The sequence below is a fragment of the Aliiroseovarius sp. B-4 genome, assembly GCF_056857795.1.
This window is the reverse complement of sequence record NZ_JBSXNV010000039.1, coordinates 554982-576573: the sequence shown is the minus strand read 5'-3', so window position 1 is coordinate 576573 and position 21592 is coordinate 554982. Positions and strand designations below refer to the sequence as shown.

The 21592-nt window shown below is 58.1% G+C and carries 26 protein-coding genes; 10 read left to right on the top strand and 16 right to left on the bottom strand.

What is annotated here, in order from left to right; all coding sequences use genetic code 11:
• Positions 1-4 precede the first annotated feature (4 nt).
• The 5 genes from AC13C8_RS13840 to AC13C8_RS13820 all read left to right on the top strand — a co-directional run bounded on the left by AC13C8_RS13840 (position 5) and on the right by AC13C8_RS13820 (position 3564).
• Positions 5-835 (top strand): SDR family NAD(P)-dependent oxidoreductase, encoded by an 831-nt coding sequence (locus AC13C8_RS13840; RefSeq protein ID WP_482847858.1) that lies wholly within the window; start codon positions 5-7, stop codon positions 833-835.
• Positions 836-908: 73 nt separating this feature from the next.
• Complete coding sequence (locus AC13C8_RS13835; protein ID WP_091428089.1) at positions 909-1115, top strand: twin transmembrane helix small protein; 207 nt, start codon at positions 909-911, stop codon at positions 1113-1115.
• Positions 1115-1687, top strand: coding sequence for a cob(I)yrinic acid a,c-diamide adenosyltransferase (locus tag AC13C8_RS13830; RefSeq protein ID WP_482847857.1), 573 nt, complete (start codon positions 1115-1117; stop codon positions 1685-1687). Before AC13C8_RS13835 ends, AC13C8_RS13830 begins: the two co-directional genes overlap by 1 nt.
• Before the next feature lie 192 nt (positions 1688-1879).
• Positions 1880-2638 carry an electron transfer flavoprotein subunit beta/FixA family protein gene (locus AC13C8_RS13825; protein ID WP_482847855.1) on the top strand — a complete coding sequence of 253 codons (759 nt, stop codon included), beginning with the start codon at positions 1880-1882 and terminating at the stop codon, positions 2636-2638.
• Complete coding sequence (locus tag AC13C8_RS13820; protein ID WP_091428084.1) at positions 2638-3564, top strand: electron transfer flavoprotein subunit alpha/FixB family protein; 927 nt, start codon at positions 2638-2640, stop codon at positions 3562-3564. Before AC13C8_RS13825 ends, AC13C8_RS13820 begins: the two co-directional genes overlap by 1 nt.
• Positions 3565-3625: 61 nt before the next feature.
• On the opposite strand, the gene AC13C8_RS13815 is transcribed toward AC13C8_RS13820, so the two are convergent.
• On the bottom strand, positions 3626-4453 hold the full coding sequence (locus AC13C8_RS13815; protein ID WP_482847853.1) for a DUF6473 family protein: 828 nt from the start codon (positions 4451-4453) through the stop codon (positions 3626-3628).
• A 160-nt stretch (positions 4454-4613) separates the two neighbouring features.
• Here AC13C8_RS13815 and AC13C8_RS13810 point away from each other — a divergent pair, with 160 nt between their 5' ends.
• Positions 4614-5489 carry a 3-hydroxybutyryl-CoA dehydrogenase gene (locus AC13C8_RS13810; RefSeq protein WP_482847851.1) on the top strand — a complete coding sequence of 292 codons (876 nt, stop codon included), beginning with the start codon at positions 4614-4616 and terminating at the stop codon, positions 5487-5489.
• Between the two features lie 11 nt (positions 5490-5500).
• Here the strand turns inward: AC13C8_RS13810 and AC13C8_RS13805 are convergent, their stop codons facing one another.
• Genes AC13C8_RS13805 through AC13C8_RS13775 form a run of 7 tightly spaced genes read right to left on the bottom strand, consistent with a single transcriptional unit; the run spans position 5501 to position 10966 of the window.
• On the bottom strand, positions 5501-6364 hold the full coding sequence (locus tag AC13C8_RS13805; RefSeq protein WP_482847881.1) for a lysophospholipid acyltransferase family protein: 864 nt from the start codon (positions 6362-6364) through the stop codon (positions 5501-5503).
• Between the two features lie 57 nt (positions 6365-6421).
• Positions 6422-6694: an HPr family phosphocarrier protein gene (locus AC13C8_RS13800; RefSeq protein ID WP_091428078.1), complete on the bottom strand. Its 273-nt coding sequence runs from the start codon at positions 6692-6694 to the stop codon at positions 6422-6424.
• 3 nt (positions 6695-6697) lie between these two features.
• Complete coding sequence (locus AC13C8_RS13795; RefSeq protein ID WP_091428076.1) at positions 6698-7093, bottom strand: PTS sugar transporter subunit IIA; 396 nt, start codon at positions 7091-7093, stop codon at positions 6698-6700.
• Between the two features lie 5 nt (positions 7094-7098).
• Positions 7099-8007, bottom strand: coding sequence for an RNase adapter RapZ (rapZ, locus tag AC13C8_RS13790; RefSeq protein ID WP_407638993.1), 909 nt, complete (start codon positions 8005-8007; stop codon positions 7099-7101).
• 9 nt (positions 8008-8016) lie between these two features.
• Positions 8017-8466: an HPr kinase/phosphorylase gene (locus tag AC13C8_RS13785; RefSeq protein WP_482847848.1), complete on the bottom strand. Its 450-nt coding sequence runs from the start codon at positions 8464-8466 to the stop codon at positions 8017-8019.
• Positions 8463-10241, bottom strand: a complete 1779-nt coding sequence (locus tag AC13C8_RS13780) for a sensor histidine kinase (RefSeq protein ID WP_091431953.1) — start codon at positions 10239-10241, stop codon at positions 8463-8465. The genes AC13C8_RS13785 and AC13C8_RS13780 overlap by 4 nt, the downstream gene beginning before the upstream one ends.
• A gap of 20 nt (positions 10242-10261) precedes the next feature.
• On the bottom strand, positions 10262-10966 hold the full coding sequence (locus AC13C8_RS13775; protein ID WP_091431951.1) for a response regulator transcription factor: 705 nt from the start codon (positions 10964-10966) through the stop codon (positions 10262-10264).
• Positions 10967-11327: 361 nt separating this feature from the next.
• Here AC13C8_RS13775 and AC13C8_RS13770 point away from each other — a divergent pair, with 361 nt between their 5' ends.
• Positions 11328-12926 carry a phosphoenolpyruvate carboxykinase gene (locus AC13C8_RS13770; protein ID WP_091428072.1) on the top strand — a complete coding sequence of 533 codons (1599 nt, stop codon included), beginning with the start codon at positions 11328-11330 and terminating at the stop codon, positions 12924-12926.
• Between the two features lie 60 nt (positions 12927-12986).
• Here AC13C8_RS13770 and AC13C8_RS13765 read toward each other — a convergent pair whose 3' ends face one another.
• Entirely contained in the window at positions 12987-13727 is a 741-nt protein-coding gene (locus AC13C8_RS13765) for a sulfite exporter TauE/SafE family protein (protein WP_482847845.1), read from the bottom strand.
• Between the two features lie 229 nt (positions 13728-13956).
• Here AC13C8_RS13765 and AC13C8_RS13760 point away from each other — a divergent pair, with 229 nt between their 5' ends.
• The 3 genes from AC13C8_RS13760 (at position 13957) to AC13C8_RS13750 (ending at position 16752) form a co-directional block, all read left to right on the top strand.
• On the top strand, positions 13957-15606 hold the full coding sequence (locus AC13C8_RS13760) for an acyl-CoA dehydrogenase family protein (protein WP_482847844.1): 1650 nt from the start codon (positions 13957-13959) through the stop codon (positions 15604-15606).
• A gap of 146 nt (positions 15607-15752) precedes the next feature.
• Entirely contained in the window at positions 15753-16313 is a 561-nt protein-coding gene (locus AC13C8_RS13755; protein WP_482847843.1) for a TetR/AcrR family transcriptional regulator, read from the top strand.
• A 40-nt stretch (positions 16314-16353) separates the two neighbouring features.
• Positions 16354-16752: an META domain-containing protein gene (locus AC13C8_RS13750; protein WP_482847841.1), complete on the top strand. Its 399-nt coding sequence runs from the start codon at positions 16354-16356 to the stop codon at positions 16750-16752.
• Positions 16753-16762: 10 nt separating this feature from the next.
• Here AC13C8_RS13750 and recO read toward each other — a convergent pair whose 3' ends face one another.
• The 7 genes from recO to AC13C8_RS13715 form a co-directional block, all read right to left on the bottom strand.
• On the bottom strand, positions 16763-17494 hold the full coding sequence (gene recO, locus AC13C8_RS13745; protein ID WP_091428064.1) for a DNA repair protein RecO: 732 nt from the start codon (positions 17492-17494) through the stop codon (positions 16763-16765).
• Positions 17495-17549: 55 nt separating this feature from the next.
• Complete coding sequence (locus AC13C8_RS13740) at positions 17550-17882, bottom strand: DUF1491 family protein (RefSeq protein ID WP_091428062.1); 333 nt, start codon at positions 17880-17882, stop codon at positions 17550-17552.
• A complete protein-coding gene (era, locus tag AC13C8_RS13735) occupies positions 17879-18796 on the bottom strand; it encodes a GTPase Era (protein WP_482847839.1) in 918 nt (305 codons plus the stop codon). The genes AC13C8_RS13740 and era overlap by 4 nt, the downstream gene beginning before the upstream one ends.
• The gene (rnc, locus tag AC13C8_RS13730; RefSeq protein ID WP_091428059.1) at positions 18793-19479 is read right to left on the bottom strand and encodes a ribonuclease III; all 687 of its coding nucleotides are present in this window, start codon (positions 19477-19479) and stop codon (positions 18793-18795) included. The genes era and rnc overlap by 4 nt, the downstream gene beginning before the upstream one ends.
• A complete protein-coding gene (gene lepB / locus AC13C8_RS13725) occupies positions 19476-20276 on the bottom strand; it encodes a signal peptidase I (protein ID WP_407638992.1) in 801 nt (266 codons plus the stop codon). The genes rnc and lepB overlap by 4 nt, the downstream gene beginning before the upstream one ends.
• Positions 20277-20363: 87 nt before the next feature.
• Entirely contained in the window at positions 20364-20777 is a 414-nt protein-coding gene (gene acpS / locus AC13C8_RS13720) for a holo-ACP synthase (RefSeq protein WP_482847836.1), read from the bottom strand.
• A gap of 31 nt (positions 20778-20808) precedes the next feature.
• On the bottom strand, positions 20809-21561 hold the full coding sequence (locus AC13C8_RS13715) for a pyridoxine 5'-phosphate synthase (RefSeq protein ID WP_482847835.1): 753 nt from the start codon (positions 21559-21561) through the stop codon (positions 20809-20811).
• Between the last annotated feature and the right edge of the window lie 31 nt (positions 21562-21592).

Genomic DNA, 21592 nt, shown 5'->3' with positions numbered 1-21592 from the left:
GGCCATGACAGACAAATCCATTCTTATCACCGGTTGCTCCTCTGGCATCGGATATGTCGCGGCCCACACATTGGCCAAGCGCGGCTGGCGCGTCTTTGCCACCTGCCGGAAAGACGCCGATTGCGACCGCCTGCGCTCTGAAGGCTTGGAGAGTTTCGTGCTGGACCACGCGGACGAGGCCAGCATGGACGCTGCTGTCGCAGAAGTCACCAAACGCACTGGTGGCACGCTTGACGCATTGTTCAATAACGGTGCCTTCGCAATCCCCGGCGCGGTCGAAGATCTGCCCACGGACGCGCTGCGGTCGATTTTCGAAACAAACCTGTTCGGCTATCACCACCTGACACGGCTGGTCCTGCCTATCATGCGGGCGCAGGGGTATGGCCGGATCGTCAATAACTCGTCCGTTCTTGGTTTTGCTGCAATGCCCTGGCGCGGCGCTTACGTGGCATCCAAATTTGCACTCGAAGGCCTGACTGATACCTTGCGACTTGAGATGCGGGGCACCGACATTAAAGTGATCCTGATCCAGCCGGGCCCGATCACCACGAAGATCCGCCAGAATGCACAACCGCATTTCGAACGCTGGATCGACTGGGAAAACAGCCCACGTGCTGGCCTGTATCGCAAGCTGCGCGAACGGCTTTATGATGACAGCGGCACACCGGATCGGTTCGAACTGCCGCCGTCTGCCGTTACCGAAAAGCTGATCCACGCGCTGGAACATCCGAAGCCAAAGCCGCGATACTATGTCACCACCGCGACTCGGATCGCGGGGATTGCCCGGCGGGTTCTGTCGACCCGGATGGGCGATCGCTTGACGCCAAATGGCTGACCTCAACCGATTGCCCCTCGCAATTTCCACCTCACAGGGCTATCTGATCAGGAACTAGGACCGAGGATCTTTCATGTTCGACGACCCGTTATTTGTTATTGTCGTGTTGGCCTGCGCTGCGGTGCTGATCATCCTGATGCTGGGCATCGGATCGTTCGGTATCGGCGGCGAGACCTCGCGAAAATACTCCAACAAGATGATGCGATGGCGGGTCGCAGCACAGGCCATTGCCATCGCATTGATCCTTCTGTTTGTCTGGCTGCGCGGAGGTACAGGCTGATGGTTGTTCTGAACAAAATCTATACCCGCACGGGTGACAAGGGCGAGACGGCTTTGGGTGACGGATCGCGAGTCGCGAAACATTCGGCGCGCGTGGATGCCTATGGCACCGTGGACGAAACCAATGCCACGATCGGACTGGCAAGACTGCATGCCGATGGTGACATCGACGCAGCCCTGGCGCGCATTCAGAATGATCTGTTCGACCTGGGGGCAGACCTCTGCCGCCCGGAAATGACAAAGGATGCCGAAGCCGAATACCCGCCACTGCGCATGGCGCAGGAACAAGTTGATCGGCTTGAGGTCGAGATCGACGCGATGAACAAGGCATTGGAGCCGCTGCGCAGCTTCATCTTGCCGGGTGGATCGGCGCTGGCTGCCCATCTGCACCTGTCGCGCACCGTCAGCCGCCGTGCCGAACGTCTGGCCACCCATTTGGCCACGCAGGAAGATATAAACCCGGTAGCCGTGAAATACCTGAACCGCCTGTCGGATTGGTGCTTTGTCGCCGCACGCGTGGCAAATGACGATGGCAAAGCCGACGTACTTTGGGTGCCCGGTGCCAACCGCTAGGCTTTCCAAGCTCATCGCCGCCATGCCGCCTTTTGGAAACATTCTTGTAACGAATCCCCGTCAAAAGCAAAAAACGCGGCGTCCTTTGGACAGAACGTGACGATTTTGCGCTGTTTTCAGCGCCCCTGACCCGATAAACGGAAGAAGAACTGAGACCGCCCCATCCGGGGCCTAATTGGGAGAGACACGCCAATGAAGGTGCTTGTGCCTGTGAAGCGCGTGATCGACTACAACGTGAAGGTTCGTGTAAAAGCGGACGGATCCGGTGTCGATCTTGCAAACGTAAAAATGTCGATGAACCCCTTTGACGAGATTGCCGTCGAAGAAGCCATCCGCCTGAAAGAAGCCGGCAAGGCCGAAGAGATCGTCGTCGTGTCGATCGGCGTGAAGCAAGCTCAGGAAACCCTGCGCACCGCGCTGGCGATGGGTGCTGACCGCGCCATTCTGGTGGTCGCTGCTGATGATGTTCATAACGACATCGAACCGTTGGCCGTTGCAAAAATCTTGGCGAAGGTTGTTGAAGAAGAACAGCCGAACCTGGTTCTGGCAGGCAAGCAAGCCATCGACAATGACATGAACGCCACCGGCCAGATGCTGTCAGCCTTGCTGGGTTGGTCACAAGGCACGTTCGCATCCGAGCTGGACATTGACGGCGACAAGGCCGTTGTGACCCGCGAAGTGGATGGCGGTCTGCAAACCATCAAGGTTTCGATGCCAACCATTGTCACCGTCGATCTGCGTCTGAACGAACCGCGCTATGCCTCGCTGCCGAACATCATGAAGGCGAAGAAGAAGCCGCTGGACGAAAAAACCGCCGCCGATTACGGCGTCGACGTCACGCCGCGCCTTGAAATCGTTTCGACCACTGAACCCGCCGCGCGGGCCGCTGGCATCATCGTGGGTTCGGTCGACGAACTGGTAGAGAAACTTAAAGAAGCGGGGGCTGTATAATGGCTGTTCTTCTTCTCGCAGAAGTCAACAATGGCGAACTGGCGATGGACGCCACCGCCAAGACTGTCACGGCCGCGAAAGCGCTGGGTGATGTGACCGTTCTGGCCGCTGGTGCCTCGGCCGCTGCGGCGGGTGACGCTGCCGCGAAAATCGACGGCGTGTCGAAGGTGCTGGTCGCCGAGGATCCATCGCTGGGTCATCGTCTGGCAGAATCGACCGCAGCCCTGATCGTATCGTTGGCTGGCGATTACGAACATATCGTTGCCCCGGCCACCACCGACGCCAAGAACGTGATGCCCCGCGTGGCCGCGTTGTTGGACGTTATGGTGATTTCGGACGCATCTGGTGTGGTTGATGCCAATACGTTCGAGCGCCCGATCTATGCGGGCAACGCCGTTCAGACCGTGAAATCGTCAGATGCGAAAAAGGTCATTACCTTTCGGACATCGACATTTGACGCCGCTGGCGAAGGTGGGTCCGCTTCGGTTGAAACCATCTCGGCCGCCGAAAACCCCGGCCTGTCGGAATGGGTCGAGGACAAGGTTGCCGAAAGTGACCGGCCCGAACTGACCTCGGCTGGTGTGGTCGTGTCCGGCGGTCGTGGCGTTGGCTCGGAAGAGGATTTCAAACTGATCGAGCAACTTGCAGACAAGCTGGGTGCGGCCGTTGGTGCATCACGTGCAGCGGTCGATTCGGGTTATGCCCCGAACGACTGGCAGGTGGGTCAGACCGGCAAAGTCGTCGCCCCGGACCTGTATATCGCGGTCGGCATTTCGGGCGCCATTCAGCACCTGGCTGGCATGAAGGATTCGAAAATCATCGTTGCGATCAACAAGGACGAAGAGGCGCCGATCTTCCAGGTCGCAGATTTTGGTCTGGTCGCCGACCTCTTCACAGCCGTCCCGGAACTGACCGAAAAGCTCTGACGTTTGAACGATCCGAATAGACTAAGGCCTGCCATTTGTGCGGGCCTTTTTCGTTCCCGACTTACCGAAGCCGGTCAATGGCGTCATGCACGGCGCGGCTTGCGTTTTGATGGGCGATGTTGCCCAGCATGTCGCGTGTGGCTGGTTCGTCCATATCGGCATAGACCAACCCGCGATGCCCATCTTCCTTCTGTTGCCGAGACACCGCAACCTCGACAACATCCGCGACAAAAGGCGCGATGGCTCGCACCATGTCATGATCGACAAACAGCGGGTCCGACCCATTGATGCCGTTCTGCGCGCCTTCGCTGATCCGGTGATCGGCCAGCCACAGCAGCACGACTTCGCAGTCCAGCTTCGCGATTAGAAGTTTCATCCGCGCAACCCATGCCGTGCGCAGCTCTTGCACGATCTTGGCGAACCGTTCAGCCGATGTGTCGTGCAGAGCCGTCAAAAGATGGCGCGTAAAGTTGAACTCGGTTAAATCAATCTCGCCATACAGCTCTTTCAACAGGTTCGAACCGCGCAGAAACCTGTCATTACGTCGTGGGTGCACAGAATAGAACCGGTTCGACATGTTATGCGCGCCGGGCACTTGCAACACGGTTACTTTGGCGCGGTTGCACAGCGTCAGCAACCCATGATCATGCAAAAAGGCGTCCACCCCGGCATTCTGACATCCAAAATTCGCGACCTGCAAACCAAGCTCCAATTGCAGCAGGTCCGGATAGGGATGCGGGAGGTATTTGCCAAATGTCTCGGTCCCGCCCAGCACCGCAATATATGGCGTGGCCAGCTTCTTTTTCGGACCACGAAACAGAATTTTCGACGTCCCGTATCTGCACAGTTGATAGTTCAGAGGACCTTTGCCCAAGGTATCGTAAGCCATTCCACCCACTCCAATTAAATTCACCCGAAACGATGATTCGCATAAACTGGTTTTCAATTGGCTAACCCTCAAATGCAGCTAATCTTTTTAGGTGGTGCTTAACCCTTGCACCCCCGCCGCGCTGCCGCATACTCTGTCGCAAGACAATGAAAGGGATCAGATGAGCATCGAGACGATTGGCATTGTGGGTGCCGGGCAAATGGGCAACGGCATCGCGCATGTGATGGCACTGGCCGGTTACGAGGTGCGCCTGAACGATATCAGTCGGGACAGTCTGGATGCAGCCATGGCGCGTATCGCGAAGAACATGGAGCGCCAGGTTTCACGCGACGCGATCACATCCGAAGAACGTGATAAAGCACTGGGCCTGATCTCGACCACGTTGAAATTACCGGACATCGGCGCAACCGATCTGATCATCGAAGCAGCAACCGAAAATGAAGCCCTTAAGAAGAAGATTTTCGACGGGCTTTTGCCGCATCTGAAACCTGAAACGATCCTGACATCGAATACCTCGTCCATCTCGATCACGCGGCTGGCCAGCGGCACGGACCGCCCGGAACGGTTCATGGGGTTCCACTTCATGAACCCGGTTCCGGTGATGCAGCTTGTGGAACTGATCCGGGGCATCGCAACTGATCAGGAAACGTTCAAAGCCTGCCATGGCGTTGTGGAGCGTCTGGGCAAAACCGCCGCCAGCGCCGAAGATTTTCCAGCCTTCATCGTCAACCGCATCCTGATGCCAATGATAAACGAGGCGGTTTACACGCTTTACGAAGGTGTGGGATCAGTGCAGAGCATCGACACATCGTTGAAACTGGGTGCCAATCACCCGATGGGGCCACTGGAACTGGCAGATTTCATCGGGCTGGACACCTGTCTTGCCATCATGAACGTTCTGCATGACGGGTTGGCGGATACCAAATACCGCCCCTGCCCGCTTCTGACCAAATATGTCGAAGCTGGATGGCTTGGCCGGAAATCCAAACGTGGGTTTTATGACTATCGCGGTGACACGCCCGTTCCAACACGGTAACGGCGATCTGACTAATCGCTAGGCTTGCCCAAGGCGAGCGTATGAGCGCGCAGCCAGCCCATGAAGCCGCGTGGATCGGTGTGCAGACGCGCCATTTCCTGATCCGTCAGCACCGTCCCGATCACAGGTTTCTGCGGGCGGTTGCAGCTTTTGACGATCTCATGCAGCAACAAGGCCTGCCGCATGGTGGCCGACAACCGGTTGGCGATCTGATACCAGCGTGAGTTCGCGCCGGGGAAGTAGATCGGCACCACCTCGGCCCCGGAGCGGCGGATCAATTGCGCGGTAAAGACATTCCATTCCCGCTCAATCGCCGGGCCGAACAGCGTGTTTGACGACGCAACGACACCAGACGGGAAAAGGGTTACAAGCCCGCCGGCTTTCAGATGCGCCATGGTCTTGGCGCGCATTTCGACCATCTTTTGTTGCGCTTCAGGATCATGTGGAAATGGCACGGGGATCATGTAGGACGACGCAACCTGATCCAACCCATCCAGAACCGAGCGGCTGAGAATGCGATAATCCTGACGGCGACGACCGATCAGTTCAGCCAACACCATCCCGTCCACCAATCCATGCGGGTGATTGGCAACCGCAATCACCGGACCGTCGGGTGGAATATTCCGCAGTTGATCTTCAGGCGTTTCGACACGAATGCCCATCACGTCCAGACAGGCACCCCAGAACGCCTGCCCCTTCGGCGCGCCCCGCTTTTCCAGTTTTCGGACCATGCGCAGGATCGAGATCTTGCCGGTGAACCATTCGACAATCCGGATCACGTAGGACTGGACCGGGTTGTTCAGGGAATTAGCATAGGTCAGGTTGCGACGGTCATACTGGTCGTGAGACAGGTCATCCTGACTGCTTTCGACCATATCGCTGTCTGCGTTATTCACGACGTCTTGTCCCATATACAACCCGCGGCACGCGCCCTACATGCCTTCGCCGAACTTGTCTTCAACCAATTCGGTCAATGCCGCCATCAGTTCGGCAGCTTGCGGACCCGAGGTTTCGACGTGGATCTTGGTGCCCTGCGACGCTGCCAGCATCAACAGACCCATGATCGAATCCCCTTCGGCATCAATCCCATCTTTGGATACGCGGGCGGTCGCGTCATGGTTTTCGACCGTATCAACGAATTTGGCCGATGCACGTGCGTGCAGCCCTTTGACGTTGATGATCTCCAATTCGCGGCTCGTGCTCATACACTACAACTCCTGTATACCATCAATACAGTCGATGTATTTTCGACCCGCTGCAAGCGCCTTGCTCGTGGACATGTCAATCGGCAGATGTCGGGTCTTGGCCAGCTTCACCAACATGGGCAAATTGGCCCCATACAGGATTTTTCTGTCGGCCTTGCAACACGCCGGAAGCGACAGGTTGGCGGGCGATCCGCCAAACATGTCGACGACGACCACCACACCATCACCTTCGTCGACGGCATTGGCAGCTTCGGCAATCTCGGATTGTTTGCTGTCCCGGTCGCAATCCGCGGCGGTCGAGATTGCACGCACACCGGGTTGTTTGCCGACAACATGTTCGACAGCGGCAAGATATTCCCTTGCAAGCCCGCCATGCGCGACGATCACAATGCCGATCACGCTCGTTACCCCAACTGCTTCGACGCCGGCCCCGTTTCGGCGCGGCGTTCCAATTCCCGATGTCTAATTGACACTTGCCAACCCTTGTGTGCAAGCGTCTTTGCCAATCTTTCCGTAAGGGCAACCGAGCGGTGTTGCCCTCCGGTACACCCGAAACCGATTGCCAGATGCGATTTCCCCTCATCGCCATATGCTGGGATCAGAAAATCCACCAACTCTGCGACACGGGTGAAGAACTCGTCAAACCGCGGATCCTTGGCGACATAATCTGCAACGGCATCAGTGCGGCCATCCAGCGATCTAAGCGACGGTTCCCAATGCGGATTGCGCAGGAACCGTGCATCCAGCACCATATCAAGCCCACGCGGCACGCCCCGCTTGTAGGAAAACGAATGGACTGACACCGCCAGATTTTCCGCACCCGACTGCGACAGCCATTGCATCAGTTCCTCTTTAAGGTCATGCGGCGACAGGTCCGACGTGTCAATCAGCACATCCGCGCGGCCCCGGATCGGGGCCAGAAGCTCGATCTCGCGGGTGATGCCGTGATCCGGCGTTTCTGCCGGGGCAAGCGGGTGACGACGCCGGGTTTCCGAATAGCGGCGGATCAACATCTCGCGCGAGCAATCCAGATACAACACCTCGACATCATGGTTTTCATTTTCGCGCAGGTCTTCGATCACCTGCAACATCATCTCGGTGGAAAAATCGCGGTTACGCACATCAACGCCCAGCGCCAGCGGGTGATCCAGTGCCGGGCCGCCCAGAACCCTGCCAATCAAGGACAAGGGCAGATTGTCGATGACCTCATAGCCGATATCTTCCAGCACGCGGATAGCCGTGGTTCGCCCGGCGCCGGATGGGCCGGTGACTAGAACCACTTTCTGTCCCGTGTTGGCATTGTCGTCGGTCATCATCATCGCCTAGCTTGTTTCGTCATACCTGCCGGATTTCAGCAGGTGGTATAGCGCACATGCGAAGTAAGGCGCGTCAACCCGCAAAACAAGGTCGATATCATATCCGCCAATGTTTGTGAGGTGTCGTGAAGCCGGATGGCGCGCCAGTTCGTCCCTGGATAGATCAACGACCAGTTGCAAACGTGCCGACGCCTTCCATGGAACATTGACAAGCCCGACGCCACGCGCTTCGATCACCCCTTGCAGGCGGTCAGGGGCCAGAACGATCGGCCCATCTTCCCTGACTTTGACGCGGCTGTAATCATCCGAGACCAGCTTTGCCCCCAGCCCGATCAACTGCAACGCAAGCGAAGACTTTCCCGAGCCTGACGGCCCAACGATCATCGCGGCCGCATCGCCAACGGCAATCGTCGTTGCATGAAAGCCAAGCGGCTGCATCGGGTCATTCTCGGTCACACCGGAAGGCCAACCACGAAACGCGCCCCCAACGGGTCAGACGTGAGATCGGCGTCTGTAGGGCGAATATTTTCCGCCCAGATCACACCGCCATGGGCTTCGACAATCTGCTTCGAGATCGCCAACCCCAAGCCCGAATTGTTGCCAAACTGGCTTTCAGGGCGTTCCGAATAGAACCGTTTGAAAATCTTGCTCAACGCCTGTTCGGGGATGCCTGGACCGGTGTCTTCAATCACCACCAGCACACGGTTTTCTCGTCTGCGAACCCAAACGCGGATCGCGTCACCTTCGTCACAGAAGCTCAGCGCATTGGTGATCAGGTTCACAAACACCTGCGCCAACCGGGCTTCCAACCCTCGGATAAAGATCGGGTCCGGCGGCAGGTCGGTGATGAACTCAACACCTTTGTCGCTGCCTTCATTGCCCAGATACTCGGTCAGGTTGCGCAGCATTTTCAGAAGGTTGAACTCTTCCTCTTCTTCCTTCACCAACTCGCTGTCCAGCCGAGATGCGTTCGAAATGTCGCTGACCAAACGGTCCAGCCGGCGCACATCGTGGTCAATCACGTCCAGCAGTTTTCCGCGATGTTCGTCTTTTTTGGCCAGCCGCAACGTGCCGATGGCCGACCGCAGACTGGCCAGAGGGTTCTTGATCTCGTGCGCCACGTCCGCCGCGAACTGTTCGTTGGAATCGATCCTGTCGTAAAGAGCGGCCACCATCCCCCGAAGCGCGCCGGACAAACGACCGATTTCATCGGGCCGCGCGGTCAGATCAGGGATGCGAACCCGGCCAGTTCGAACACTGTTGGAATCCTTGTCGCGCCCAAGTTCTGCCGCAGCAGCAAGGTCAGACAACGGGTTTGCTATGGTCGAGGCCAGAACAAGGCTCAGACCGATTGATACAAGGATCGCGATGACAAACATTTGCAACAACTGCTCACGCTCGGCGCGGACAAGCAAATCCAGCTCTCCGGTTGCACTGGTGATCGCGACCACACCGGCCGGAACCCCGTTTTGCAGGATGGGCGTCGCGACCGAGAACACCGTGCCGCCATTTTCATCGACACCGTTCGAAACCCGCGTCGCGCCGTTCATGGCACCGGGATAGAGCGTCCGTGCCATCACTTCGGTGTCCAGCGGCAGGGACTGACCATCGCCCTTTGCGACAATGCCGGACACACCTTCCCACACAGCGTTCAGCAGATCGGTGATGATGGTTGACCCGATCTCACGCCCCAGATCGTCAACCGGTGTCGGTTCCGCCGGTGGCACACCAACAGATCGCGCCAACAAAGCCTCGTTCGCGTCGAAAACGAAAACTTCCAGACCCACCGGAAGCTGCAAATCGGACAGCGTTTCAGCGAAGTCGGGTGCGGCGGGCACCACCACCTCAGCCATCACCTCCCCTTCAGGCGCAGGTAAGTTCGGCTGCTCGGGTGCTGTGACTGCCTGATTTTCACTGGCCTGCACAAGCTGCGCTTCGAACACGTCCGCGATCAGTTCAGCCTCGACCACCAAGCCCCGTTCGCGTTGAATCAGAAGGCTGTCACGAAAGGGATTCAGATACAGAACCCCCGCAACCAAGACAACAAGACCAAGCAGATTGAACGTGATGATCTTGCGCGCCAAAGGCGACCGGTTGATCGAGATCAGCCCGCGCTGCGCCCGCTTATTGCGCAGTTCATAGTCCATCTCGCCACTCGGCGAGACCCAGTCCTCACCCAGAACAAGATCGCTTCGGGTTGTGGCTTTGGTGTCCTTCACCTTTGTCACCATCTTGTCCAACGCACGCGGCGTTATTCCTCGTTATACCGATAACCGATGCCATACAGCGTTTCGATTGCCGAAAAATCGTCGTCGGCGGTCCGCATTTTCTTGCGCAGCCTTTTGATGTGGCTATCGATGGTGCGATCATCGACATAGACTTGGTCGTCATAGGCCACATCCATCAGTTGATCACGACTTTTGACAAAGCCGGGGCGCTGGGCCAAGGCTTGAAGCAACAGGAACTCGGTCACGGTCAAGGATACGTCCTTGCCTTTCCATGACACAGCATGACGCAGCGGGTCCATCGTCAGATCGCCACGAATAAGCGATTTACTTTCTTCCACGTCGCCCGCGTCGTCTTTGGCAATCACCTCCTGCCGCCGCAACAAGGCACGAATACGTTCCACCAGAAGTCGCTGGCTGAAAGGTTTGGTCACGTAATCGTCCGCGCCCATCCTGAGGCCAAGCACCTCGTCAATCTCGTCATCTTTGGAGGTCAGGAAGATCACCGGCATGGTCTTTGTTTTTTGCCGCAAACGCTGCAACAGATCCATTCCATCCATCCGCGGCATCTTGATGTCCAGAACGGCCATATCGGGCAGTCGCTGCATAAACGCATCAAGCGCGCTTTGGCCATCATTGTAGGTTTCGACTTCGAAGCCCTCGGCCTCAAGCGTGATCGCGACGGAAGTCAGGATGTTCCTGTCATCGTCCACCAAAGCGATTCTCGACATAGGGGTCTCCTTACACTGCTCATGTTTATTTTGTTTTGCGCCATTGTCCTGTTTTCGGTCATGCGAATCAATATGTAACTGCGAATCGTGGCGCCAGGCGCAGGTCTGCCGCATGAATTGATCAGAATGCTGGCGAATTTACCGCACATTGCAACCACCCTGCGCGCAACATGATTGCGCAAACAGGTGCTTGGTTGCGCTAACTGCGCTAAAGCGACCTGTTCCATTTGAAAGGCACCATGCTATAGCGCGATTACCGGCTCTCGTTCACATGAGGGTTGGCGCGCGTGGTGGGTGCCACGCGGTTTCATGTGAACCCTAAATACGCCGGGGACAGACGGACCGGCGACAGGAGTAAAATATGACCACTGGACGGGTGAACCCAGAACGCCGCTTGGAAGATCAAGGCATCAAGGGGCTGGGCAATGTCTATTACAACTTGATGGAACCTGCTCTGATCGAAGCCGCGCTGGAGCGTGGCGAAGGATGCTTGGGGCAGGGCGGCGCGTTCCTGGTCACGACCGGCAAACACACGGGCCGTTCGCCCTTGGACAAGTTTGTCGTCAAAACCCCCAGCGTCGAGCCGCATATCTGGTGGGAAAACAACCCGCCGATGGATCCCGCCAAGTTCGACGTTCTGTATGATGACATGCTGGATCACATGAAGGGCAAGGACTACTATGTTCAGGACTTGTTCGGTGGTGCTGACCCCGCGTACCGGCTGGATGTACGCCTCGTGACCGAAATGGCATGGCACAGCCTGTTCATTCGCCACATGCTGCGCCGCCCCGACCGCGAAGAACTGGACGAGTTCGAACCCGAGTTCACCATCATAAACTGCCCGTCGTTCAAAGCCGACGCCAAACGACACGGCTGCCGGTCGGAAACCGTCATCGCGCTGAACTTCGACCGCAAGATCATCCTGATCGGCGGCACCGAATATGCGGGCGAAAACAAGAAGTCTGTCTTTACGCTTCTCAATTATATCCTTCCGGGAAAAGGTGTCATGCCGATGCATTGCTCGGCCAACCACGCCACTGGAAATCCCGTCGACACCGCAATTTTCTTCGGATTGTCGGGCACCGGCAAGACCACTTTGTCGGCGGACCCCGAACGCACATTGATTGGCGATGACGAACACGGCTGGTCGGACACCGGCACCTTCAACTTCGAAGGTGGCTGCTACGCAAAGACCATCAACCTGTCGCCCGAAGCAGAACCGGAGATCTATGCGACCACCACCAAGTTCGCGACCGTGATCGAGAACATGGTGTATGACGAGGAAACGAAGGAGCTGGATTTTGAGGATGATAGCCTGACCGCGAACATGCGCTGCGCCTATCCGCTGCACTATATCGCGAATGCGTCGAAAACCGCGGTGGGCGGACATCCCAAGAATATCATCATGTTGACCTGTGATGCGTTTGGCGTGCTGCCTCCCATCGCGCGGCTGACCCCGGCGCAGGCGATGTATCATTTCTTGTCAGGCTTCACATCGAAAGTGGCCGGGACCGAGAAGGGTGTGACCGAGCCGGAACCCACATTCTCGACCTGTTTCGGCGCACCCTTCATGCCGCGCCGCCCGGCAGAATATGGCGCGTTGCTGCGCGACAAGATTGCCAAGCATGGCGCAACCTGCTGGCTGGTTAACACCGGCTGGACCGGGGGCGCATATGGCACCGGCTCGCGTATGCCAATCCGCGCCACGCGTGCATTGTTGACTGCGGCCCTGGACGGATCGCTTGCCAATTCGGAGTTCCGCAAGGACGACAATTTCGGATTTGAAGTGCCCGTAACCGTTGAAGGAGTGCCAGACCTTCTGCTGAACCCGCGCCGCACGTGGCAGGACGCCGCTGCCTATGACGCGCAGTCCCAGAAACTGGTCGATATGTTTGCCAAGAACTTCGTTCAGTATGAAGGCGATATCGACGACGATGTGAAAGCCGTCGCGATCGGCTAAGCGGCTCTTCGACACGCTTTCAAACGCGCCTCGATCTTCGGGGCGCGTTTTACGTTCAGCCTAGCCCCACACCCCCCTGCGGATCAGGTTCAACCCCGCCACCGTCAACACGATCAGTGTTACCCGCTTGAACGTCGCCTGCGGCATCCGGTCGTGCAGCACGCCACCCAGCGCCATCCCGATCAGCGCCGGAAACAGCATCGAGATCGACATCGGCAAGGTCTGCGCATTCAGAACCCCGGATTTCAGATGGGCGACAAAAAGGGCAACGGCACCGGCGCCATAGATCACCCCCTGCACCCGCATCTGTTCTGCCTTTGGCGTATCGATCGCCGTCAGATATGCGATGGTTGGAGGCCCCCAGACGCCCGATAATCCGCCCGACAAGCCGGCGAAGGCACCGATCAGGCTTTCATCCCGCTTGCGATCCTTCGGGCGGAGCGTCGGTTTCCACCCGCTGAGTTGCATCAAGCAAAATGCCACGACCGGTACGCCGATCAAGATGAACAGCGCTGATTGGGACAACACGGTCACAAGCTGGGCGCTGAGCGTCAAGCAGATCAAAAGGGCGATCAGAAAGACGCGAAATTTGGCAACGGCCTGCCATGCAGCCATCAGACCTTGCCGAAAGGCTTGGTATCCATTTGTCACGACCGTCGGCACGATCAATGCCGCCAAGGCCTGCTCAGCCGGAAGCATAGTGGCCAGACCCGAGATCATGATAAGGGGCATTCCAAATCCGACAGCCCCCTTTACGAACCCGGCAAACACGGCGACAAATGCGGCCAGAAGCAGAGTCAACTGCGGTATTTCGGTCAATAGTCCCAATGTGTTTCCGTAACGATATGCGCGTTCCCTTCCTTCTATCGAAGCCCGAACGGTGGTGCAGCAGATAAATTACTGCGTCACTTTTGTTCGTTTTTACCATATCTGACGTATTTTTATTGCGCTGCACCTGCAAAAAGATTATTTCTCTGCAAATGCGAAATACGCGGCCGAATCCCGGCTCAGATTGTGACAGGAGACAGCGATGACAGGCGCTCTGATCGACGACCTTTTGACCCTTACCGCCGACGCACTGGCACCGGTCGAAACCGTATTTGACGCCGCAAAGGCATCGGTGCGCGACATGGTGACGGAAGGTGATCGTGTCTCGGGCCAAATGCTGGAAGATCATCAAGCCGCTGCCCATGCCCTGTCGTGGCTTGCCACCTATACCGAAAGTCTGCGCCAGATGAACGCCTGGGCAGGTCGTCTGAAGGACGATGGAAGGCTCGGCGAGATGGAGAAGCTGATCCTGCAAATCGCCTTCGGGGAGTATCTTGCCCAGATAAAGGGCGGGATCATGATGAGTCAGAATGAAATGGCGCGCTTGTCCGATATGGGGATAGACGGCTCTGCGTTGAACACTGATGCGATTGACACGCTTGTCGCCCAAGGCAACAGCCAGGCCGCCCGCACGCGGCTGGTTGCCCTGATGCGCGACAATGCCGGCCACGCCACTTTCGGGGCCACCGGGCTGGACGAAGAGCTTGAGATGATCCGCGAAACCTTCCGTCGCTATGCCGATGACAGGGTCGTTCCGAACGCGCATGAATGGCACCTGAAAGATGACTACATTCCGATGGATATCCTTGAAGAATTGGCGGAGATGGGCGTCTTTGGCCTGACCATTCCAGAGGAATTTGGCGGAATGGGGCTGTCCAAGGCCTCCATGGTGGTGGTGTCTGAAGAACTCAGCCGCGGCTATATCGGCGTCGGTTCTTTGGGCACCCGCTCTGAAATTGCCGCAGAACTGATCCTTGCCGGTGGCACGGATGCGCAGAAGGAACACTGGCTGCCCAAGATCTCGTCCGCCGAAATCCTGCCGACGGCGGTTTTTACAGAACCCAACACGGGGTCCGACCTTGGCTCTCTGCGCACCCGCGCTGTGAAGAACGCAGATGGCGATTATGAAGTGACCGGCAACAAGACTTGGATCACCCACGCCGCACGAACCCATGTGATGACGCTTCTGGCGCGCACCGATCCGAACAGCACCGATCACCGTGGCCTGTCGATGTTCCTTGCCGAAAAACAGCCCGGCGACGATGCAAACCCCTTCCCGACCGAAGGCATGACGGGCGGCGAGATCGAAGTGCTTGGCTATCGCGGGATGAAGGAATTTGAACTCGGTTTCGACGGGTTCAAGGTAAAGGGCGAAAATCTGCTCGGAGGCGAGGAAGGCCAGGGCTTCAAGCAACTGATGAAAACCTTCGAGGCCGCCCGCATCCAAACCGCCGCCCGCGCCATCGGCGTGGCCCAGAACGCGCTGGAAATCGGCATGCAATATGCCGAGGACCGCAAGCAGTTTGGCAAATCCCTGATCAACTTCCCACGCGTTGCTAATAAGCTGGCGATGATGGCGGTCGAAATCATGGTGGCCCGGCAGCTTACCTATTTCTCGGCGTGGGAAAAGGATCACGACCAACGTTGCGACCTTGAAGCTGGTATGGCCAAACTGCTGGGTGCGCGTGTGGCGTGGGCTTGCGCTGACAACGCGCTGCAAATTCACGGCGGCAACGGTTTCGCGCTTGAGTATCAAATCAGCCGCGTTTTGTGTGACGCAAGAATCCTGAACATTTTCGAAGGTGCCGCCGAAATTCAGGCACAGGTGATTGCACGCCGCTTGTTGGGCTAGCACACTGCGGTTTGCGGCCCGAGCCGACCAAACACGGTGGCCTGCGCGGTATTATACCCGGTTGCACACTACAATACGCTGGCGTATGTTTGCTTCGCGACTCGGATATCCCTACGTAACCGTATGCACCATATTGGAGCAGTTTCATGCCCGCCAACAAACCACGCCTAAATGCAGACGACTGGATCAGGGCGGGCCTGGCCGCCTTGACCTCCAACGGGCCGCAGGCGCTGAAAGCTGAACCCTTGGCCCGCGCGTTAGGAACGACAAAGGGGTCTTTTTACTGGCATTTCCAGGACGTTCCAGATTTCCATAAAAGACTTCTTGCTACGTGGGAAGACCACGCCATTGACGCGATTACGCGTAAACTGTCCGACGACAACGATCCGGTCAAACGGCTGTATCAACTCGGCGACATGGCGGCTTCGCCAGGGCTGAAAGCCGATGGTGATCTGGCCGAAACAGCAGTCCGTGCGTGGGCGTATGGTAATCCTTTGGCCTCGGAAGCGGTGCATCGTGTCGATCAAAAGCGGATGGCATTGCTGGAAGACATCCTGCGCGAACTGGACCTGACAAACCCCGATTTTGCGCGGATTATCTACAGCTCATTTGTGGGTATGGATGCTCTGTCCGCCACAGACGCGACGGGCAACAAGAACGCCATGTCCACGCTGATGGCCGCAATTCTTGCCCTTCGTGACGCTTGATCACGTTGGCAATATGACCCTTGCGGCGTAAGTTGACAGCATGAAACCGACTTTGCTCATCCCCGCCGCGCTCGCGTCCCTCGCTCTGTCCGGGTGCACGGATGAAACGATTTCCGGCTATGCCGACCGTGAAACCGTATGGACGCTGCTTGAGATTGATCGAAAGCCCTTCGACTCCAATGCGACGATCACCTTCCCGAAACCCGGTCAGATCGTCGGCGAAGCCCCCTGCAACAGTTATTCAAGCGAGCAGAAAGCGCCTTATCCTTGGTTCGAGATCGGCCCAATCGCCGCGACTCGCCGAGCTTGCGACGCTCTAGACCACGAAAGCCAGTATTTCACTGCTCTGACCGAGATGCGTCAGATTGAGGTGCAGGGCGATATGCTGATCATGTCAAACGAAACCGGTGGTCAGATGGTTTTCCTGTCGCAACGCTGACAGGCCTTGGTCAATCGTCACGCACCTCGCGTTTGAGGCGATCAATCAGCCTTGCGCGTGGTTCGGGCAACGGATTGTTGCCCAAGGCATGCGCCAGCCATTGACCAAGAAAAAAGCCGGTGGTCTGAAGCCCGGCGAGAATATTTTCACGTGCGCCGCTGCCCGCACCCAATAGTTCGGGTGGCAAGGGCAGCAGACGGTCAGCCCATTCGCCCGCCGCCTCAGCCGACACGGCCCGCCCGGTTTTGGGGGACACATAGGTCAGATCATCCATCGCCCCGGTCACGGCACAGGATGACAGGTCCAGCCCGAAACCGAGATCATCCAGCAACGACAGTTCCCATTTCAGATAAGCAGTCGGCCATGCCTCGTTCGCTCCCAGCAGGTCCAGCATCGCTTGCGTCCGCCGATAAAGCTGCGGGTGAGGCTCGCGCTCGGGCAGGGAAAACGTCAGCAGCGACGTGATCGCGTTCAGTCCAGCCAGCGCAGTGCGGTCCGATAACACCGTCGCGCGACTGCGCAAGGGTTCAACCGTATAGCTGCCGATATGTTCTTCCAGCCGCGCCCGCCACGCGACATCCAACTGCGCGCCGGGTTGCAGGATCGGGGCGATTTTCCGACTGGTGCCGCCACGCACCACGCCCGCATGGCGCCCGTGCTTTTCGGTGAACACATCAATAATCACCGAGGTTTCGCCATGCTTGCGCACGGACAAAAGCGCGCCTTGGTCCCGCCAATCCATGCCTGTCACCCTCCTGCGGTCAGACTAGCCTTCGTCGCGTGCTTGGCAATGGGGGTCAATCCGACAGGCCCGGTTCATCCAGCAGATGGCGGCCCGCCCGATCTTCAACCTCGATCACCCAAAGATCAGGGTCGAAGCTCTTTTGGCGCTCCAGTGCTGCGTCAACATCGGCCTCGTCGCCGCCAGTCAGGGCGACCCAGCACCGATCACCGGTCATCAAATCGAAACTGCGTTGATAGGCCACCGCCCGCCCGTCCAGCGTGTTCATCTTCACCAGAACTGCCCCGGCTGTCGCGTCCCCTTTGCGGGTGATGAACGCGGGAATGTCAGACAGGCGCAACCGCGTCAGATAGGCCGCAACCCACAGATCCGCGGTCAGCCGAGTCAAACGTTGCCGTCCTTGAAATCAAGCCCCATTTCCGAATAGCGCTCTTTTTCATCCAGCCAGTTCGGGCGCACTTTCACTTGCAAAAACAGGTGGATCTTGCGGCCCATGAATTCTTCCAACTCCGCACGGGCGGATTGGCTGACCGCTTTGATCGTCTCGCCTTTCTTGCCCAAAATAATGCCTTTGTGACCGTCGCGGGCGACATAGATGATCTGGTCCACACGGGCCGAGCCATCTTTGCGTTCTTCCCAATTCTCGGTTTCGACCGTCAGCTGGTAGGGCAGTTCCTGATGAAGTCGAAGGGTCAGCTTCTCGCGCGTCATTTCTGCGGCGATCATGCGCATGGGCAGATCGGCAATCTGATCCTCGGGATACAACCACGGCCCTTCCGGCAGATGTTCTGCCAACCACGTGCGCAAGGCTGGCACCCCGTGACCTTTTTCGGCCGAGATCATGAAGGTTTCAGCAAAATCATAGCGATCGTTCAGATCCTTCGCCAAGGCCAACAGCACCTCGGCCTTCACCTTGTCGATCTTGTTGATGGCCAGCGCGACGGTGCGGCCGTTGCCCATCTCTTCCAGCCCCTCAAGAATGCGCTTCACACCTTCGGTCACGCCGCGATGGGCTTCAACCAGCAGAACGGTGATATCCGCATCCGCGGCCCCGCCCCATGCGGCGGCGACCATGGCCCGGTCAAGCCGACGGCGCGGTTGGAACAGGCCCGGCGTGTCCACAAACACGATCTGGGTGTCGCCCTCGATGGCCACGCCACGGATGCGCGCGCGCGTCGTCTGCACCTTGTGCGTCACGATCGAGACCTTGGCTCCGACCATCTGGTTCGTCAGTGTCGACTTCCCGGCATTGGGTTCCCCGATCAGGGCGACGAAACCGGCACGTTGCGGTTGGCTTGTCATTTCTTGCTCTCCAACTGCTTCAGCAGCGTGCGGGCGGCCGCCTGCTCGGCGGCGCGTTTTGAATTTGCCGTGGCATCGGCAGAACGTCCGTTCGACAGTTCAGCCTTAATCGTAAACACCGGCGCATGGTCCGGCCCTTCGCGCGCGGTTTCTATATATGCCGGTGGGGGCATCTTGCGCGCTTGCGCCCATTCCTGCAACGCGGTCTTGGGGTCACGTGCGTCATCTTCGACCTTGTCGATCCGGTCGCCCCACAGCGTCAGGATCATTTCGCGGGCCTGATCCAACCCACCATCCATGTAAACCGCTGCAATCACGGCCTCCATCGCGTCACCCAACAGGGCTTGCTTGCGCCGCCCGCCGGTCTTCATCTCTGACCGGCCCAGTTTCAGCACCGCGCCGATATCGACTTGCCGCGCCACATCCGCGCAGGTTTCCTTGCGCACCAGCGCGTTGTAGCGCGGGGCCAAAGTGCCTTCGGGCGCGTCAGGATCGTCGCGCAGCAATTTTTCGGACATCACAAGACCAAGCACCCGGTCGCCCAGAAATTCCAGCCGCTGGTTGTCGGGTCGTGTGGCCGATGAAAACGACCCGTGTGTCAGCGCGCGGATCAGCAGCTCGAGGTCTTTGAACTCATACCCGATACGGCCTTGAAAGGCTTGAAGATCACTTGACAGCTTCACTCGATCGCCTTGAAGAACCGATCATAACGCCACGTCCAGAAATAGAACAGCCGCTTGCCCGCCGCCGAAAACATGACGCGATCCGCGCGGCCCAACAAGTATTCAGCAGGCACGAAGCCCACGCCGCCCGCATTGGGGCTGACGCGGCTGTCGGTCGAGTTGTCGCGGTTGTCACCCATGAAGAAATACTCGCCATCCGGCACCGTGAACACATTCGTGTTGTCCAGACGCGTGTTGCGCACATTCAAGACGGAATGGGTGACGCCGTTGGGCAGCGTTTCGATGGCTTTTTCCTTGATACAGGTGCCGCCCTGCCCGACCGGGCTGTTGGCACATTGCGGGAAGGTCGCAAAGCGTCCCTGCGCTTGTTTGATTTCCTCGAACGTGCCGTCGGGCACTTGTTTCGCTTCTTCCCCGTTTATGAACAGAATGCCATTCGTAACCTGTATCTTGTCACCCGGCAGCCCGATCAGGCGTTTCACGTAATCGGTGCCAAGCGACGGGTGGCGGAACACAACGACATCGCCACGCTCGGGCTCGGACCCCAGCAACCGACCCGAGATAGGGCAGGACGAGAACGGGCAGGAATAACGCGAATAGCCATAGGCCATCTTGTTCACGAACAGAAAGTCTCCAATCAGAAGCGTGTCTTTCATGGACCCGGTGGGAATCCAGAAGGGTTGGAAGAACAATGTGCGGAACACACCAGCGATGATCAGCGCCCAGAAGATCGTCTTGATCGTTTCCCAGATGCCGTCTTGTTTCTTTTCAGCCATGTTCACGTCTGCCTCTTTCATCGGACCGATCTATGCCAGCCCATTGGGGATGAGTGGCGATATGAGCGGATGCGGAGGAAGTGTCAAGTTTTGAGGGGCGTCGCCGCGCTATGCTTGCCGCTTTTCAACCGGTCGCGCTTCGATCACCACAAAGGCCTGCGCCCAAGGGTGATCATCTGTCAGCGTGACGTGAATGATCGCCTCGTGCCCCTCTGGTGTCATCTCGGAAAGTCGGTCGGCGGCCCAGCCAGTGACCGCCATCACAGGTTGGCCCGTGCGCAGGTTGCTGACCGCCATGTCGCGCCAGCTTATCCCCATCGCAAGCCCGGTGCCCAAGGCTTTTGAGCAGGCTTCCTTCGCCGCCCAGCGTTTGGCCAATGTTCCGGCCTCGTCGCGGCGGCGGGCGGCTTTGGCAAGCTCGACTTTGGTGAATACGCGATTGCGGAACCGATCACCGAACCGTTCAAGCGTCCCGGCAATTCGGTCGATATTCGCAAGATCGGTGCCGATGCCAAGGATCATTCGGACCTCCGATGTGGGTGCGGCGGCAGCGTCATCCGCGCGCCTCATCCATCAGACCGCGCATCTCGGCCATCGCATCCGGAAGACCACGGAATATTGCTTCGCCAATCAGGAAATGCCCGATGTTCAGCTCGACCACTTCGGGCATCGAAGCGATGGGTTTCACAGTTTCATAGGTCAGACCGTGCCCCGCGTGCACCTCAAGCCCCAGCGAATGGGCCAGCGCGGCCCCTTTTCGCAGTCGCGCAAGCTCGGCATCGCGTTCATCAAGCCGACCTTCGGCATGCAGGTCGCAATAGGCACCTGTGTGCAACTCAACCACCGCTGCCCCCACCCGCGCCGAGGCTTCGATCTGCACCGGGTCAGCCGCGATGAACAGTGACACGCGGCACCCGGCATCCCGCAGCGGCGCAATGTATTCGGCAAGCCGGGTGTCCTGCCGCGCGACCTCAAGCCCGCCTTCTGTTGTCAACTCTTCGCGCTTTTCAGGCACAAGGCAGACTGCATGGGGTTTGTGCCGCAACGCGATGTCCAGCATCTCGTCAGTCGCGGCACATTCGAAATTCAGTGGCACGGACAGCTTTTCCATCAAGCGATCAATATCGCCGTCCAGAATATGCCGCCGATCTTCGCGCAGATGCGCGGTGATACCATCAGCCCCGGCCTGTTCGGCCAGAAGCGCGGCGCGCACCGGGTCAGGATAGGCCGAACCTCGCGCGTTTCGCACCGTTGCGACGTGGTCAATATTCACACCCAGGCGCAGCTTTTTGATCTGGTTGGCCATGTCGCGCACCTCCGTTCGATACAATCGTCTA

Excerpts from the sequence above, each read along its gene's own strand:
- era (WP_482847839.1), bottom strand. The coding sequence starts at position 18,796 with ATGACAAGCCAACCGCAACGTGCCGGTTTCGTCGCCCTGATCGGGGAA.
- AC13C8_RS13815 (WP_482847853.1), bottom strand. The coding sequence starts at position 4,453 with ATGGCTTACGATACCTTGGGCAAAGGTCCTCTGAACTATCAACTGTGC.
- AC13C8_RS13770 (WP_091428072.1), top strand. The coding sequence starts at position 11,328 with ATGACCACTGGACGGGTGAACCCAGAACGCCGCTTGGAAGATCAAGGC.
- AC13C8_RS13800 (WP_091428078.1), bottom strand. The coding sequence starts at position 6,694 with ATGAGCACGAGCCGCGAATTGGAGATCATCAACGTCAAAGGGCTGCAC.
- recO (WP_091428064.1), bottom strand. The coding sequence starts at position 17,494 with ATGGATTGGCGGGACCAAGGCGCGCTTTTGTCCGTGCGCAAGCATGGC.
- AC13C8_RS13820 (WP_091428084.1), top strand. The coding sequence starts at position 2,638 with ATGGCTGTTCTTCTTCTCGCAGAAGTCAACAATGGCGAACTGGCGATG.
- AC13C8_RS13825 (WP_482847855.1), top strand. The coding sequence starts at position 1,880 with ATGAAGGTGCTTGTGCCTGTGAAGCGCGTGATCGACTACAACGTGAAG.
- AC13C8_RS13840 (WP_482847858.1), top strand. The coding sequence starts at position 5 with ATGACAGACAAATCCATTCTTATCACCGGTTGCTCCTCTGGCATCGGA.
- AC13C8_RS13780 (WP_091431953.1), bottom strand. The coding sequence starts at position 10,241 with ATGGTGACAAAGGTGAAGGACACCAAAGCCACAACCCGAAGCGATCTT.
- AC13C8_RS13775 (WP_091431951.1), bottom strand. The coding sequence starts at position 10,966 with ATGTCGAGAATCGCTTTGGTGGACGATGACAGGAACATCCTGACTTCC.
- AC13C8_RS13810 (WP_482847851.1), top strand. The coding sequence starts at position 4,614 with ATGAGCATCGAGACGATTGGCATTGTGGGTGCCGGGCAAATGGGCAAC.
- AC13C8_RS13715 (WP_482847835.1), bottom strand. The coding sequence starts at position 21,561 with ATGGCCAACCAGATCAAAAAGCTGCGCCTGGGTGTGAATATTGACCAC.
- acpS (WP_482847836.1), bottom strand. The coding sequence starts at position 20,777 with ATGATCCTTGGCATCGGCACCGATCTTGCGAATATCGACCGAATTGCC.
- AC13C8_RS13755 (WP_482847843.1), top strand. The coding sequence starts at position 15,753 with ATGCCCGCCAACAAACCACGCCTAAATGCAGACGACTGGATCAGGGCG.
- AC13C8_RS13760 (WP_482847844.1), top strand. The coding sequence starts at position 13,957 with ATGACAGGCGCTCTGATCGACGACCTTTTGACCCTTACCGCCGACGCA.
- lepB (WP_407638992.1), bottom strand. The coding sequence starts at position 20,276 with ATGAAAGAGGCAGACGTGAACATGGCTGAAAAGAAACAAGACGGCATC.
- AC13C8_RS13750 (WP_482847841.1), top strand. The coding sequence starts at position 16,354 with ATGAAACCGACTTTGCTCATCCCCGCCGCGCTCGCGTCCCTCGCTCTG.
- AC13C8_RS13805 (WP_482847881.1), bottom strand. The coding sequence starts at position 6,364 with ATGGTCGAAAGCAGTCAGGATGACCTGTCTCACGACCAGTATGACCGT.
- AC13C8_RS13835 (WP_091428089.1), top strand. The coding sequence starts at position 909 with ATGTTCGACGACCCGTTATTTGTTATTGTCGTGTTGGCCTGCGCTGCG.
- rapZ (WP_407638993.1), bottom strand. The coding sequence starts at position 8,007 with ATGACCGACGACAATGCCAACACGGGACAGAAAGTGGTTCTAGTCACC.
- AC13C8_RS13830 (WP_482847857.1), top strand. The coding sequence starts at position 1,115 with ATGGTTGTTCTGAACAAAATCTATACCCGCACGGGTGACAAGGGCGAG.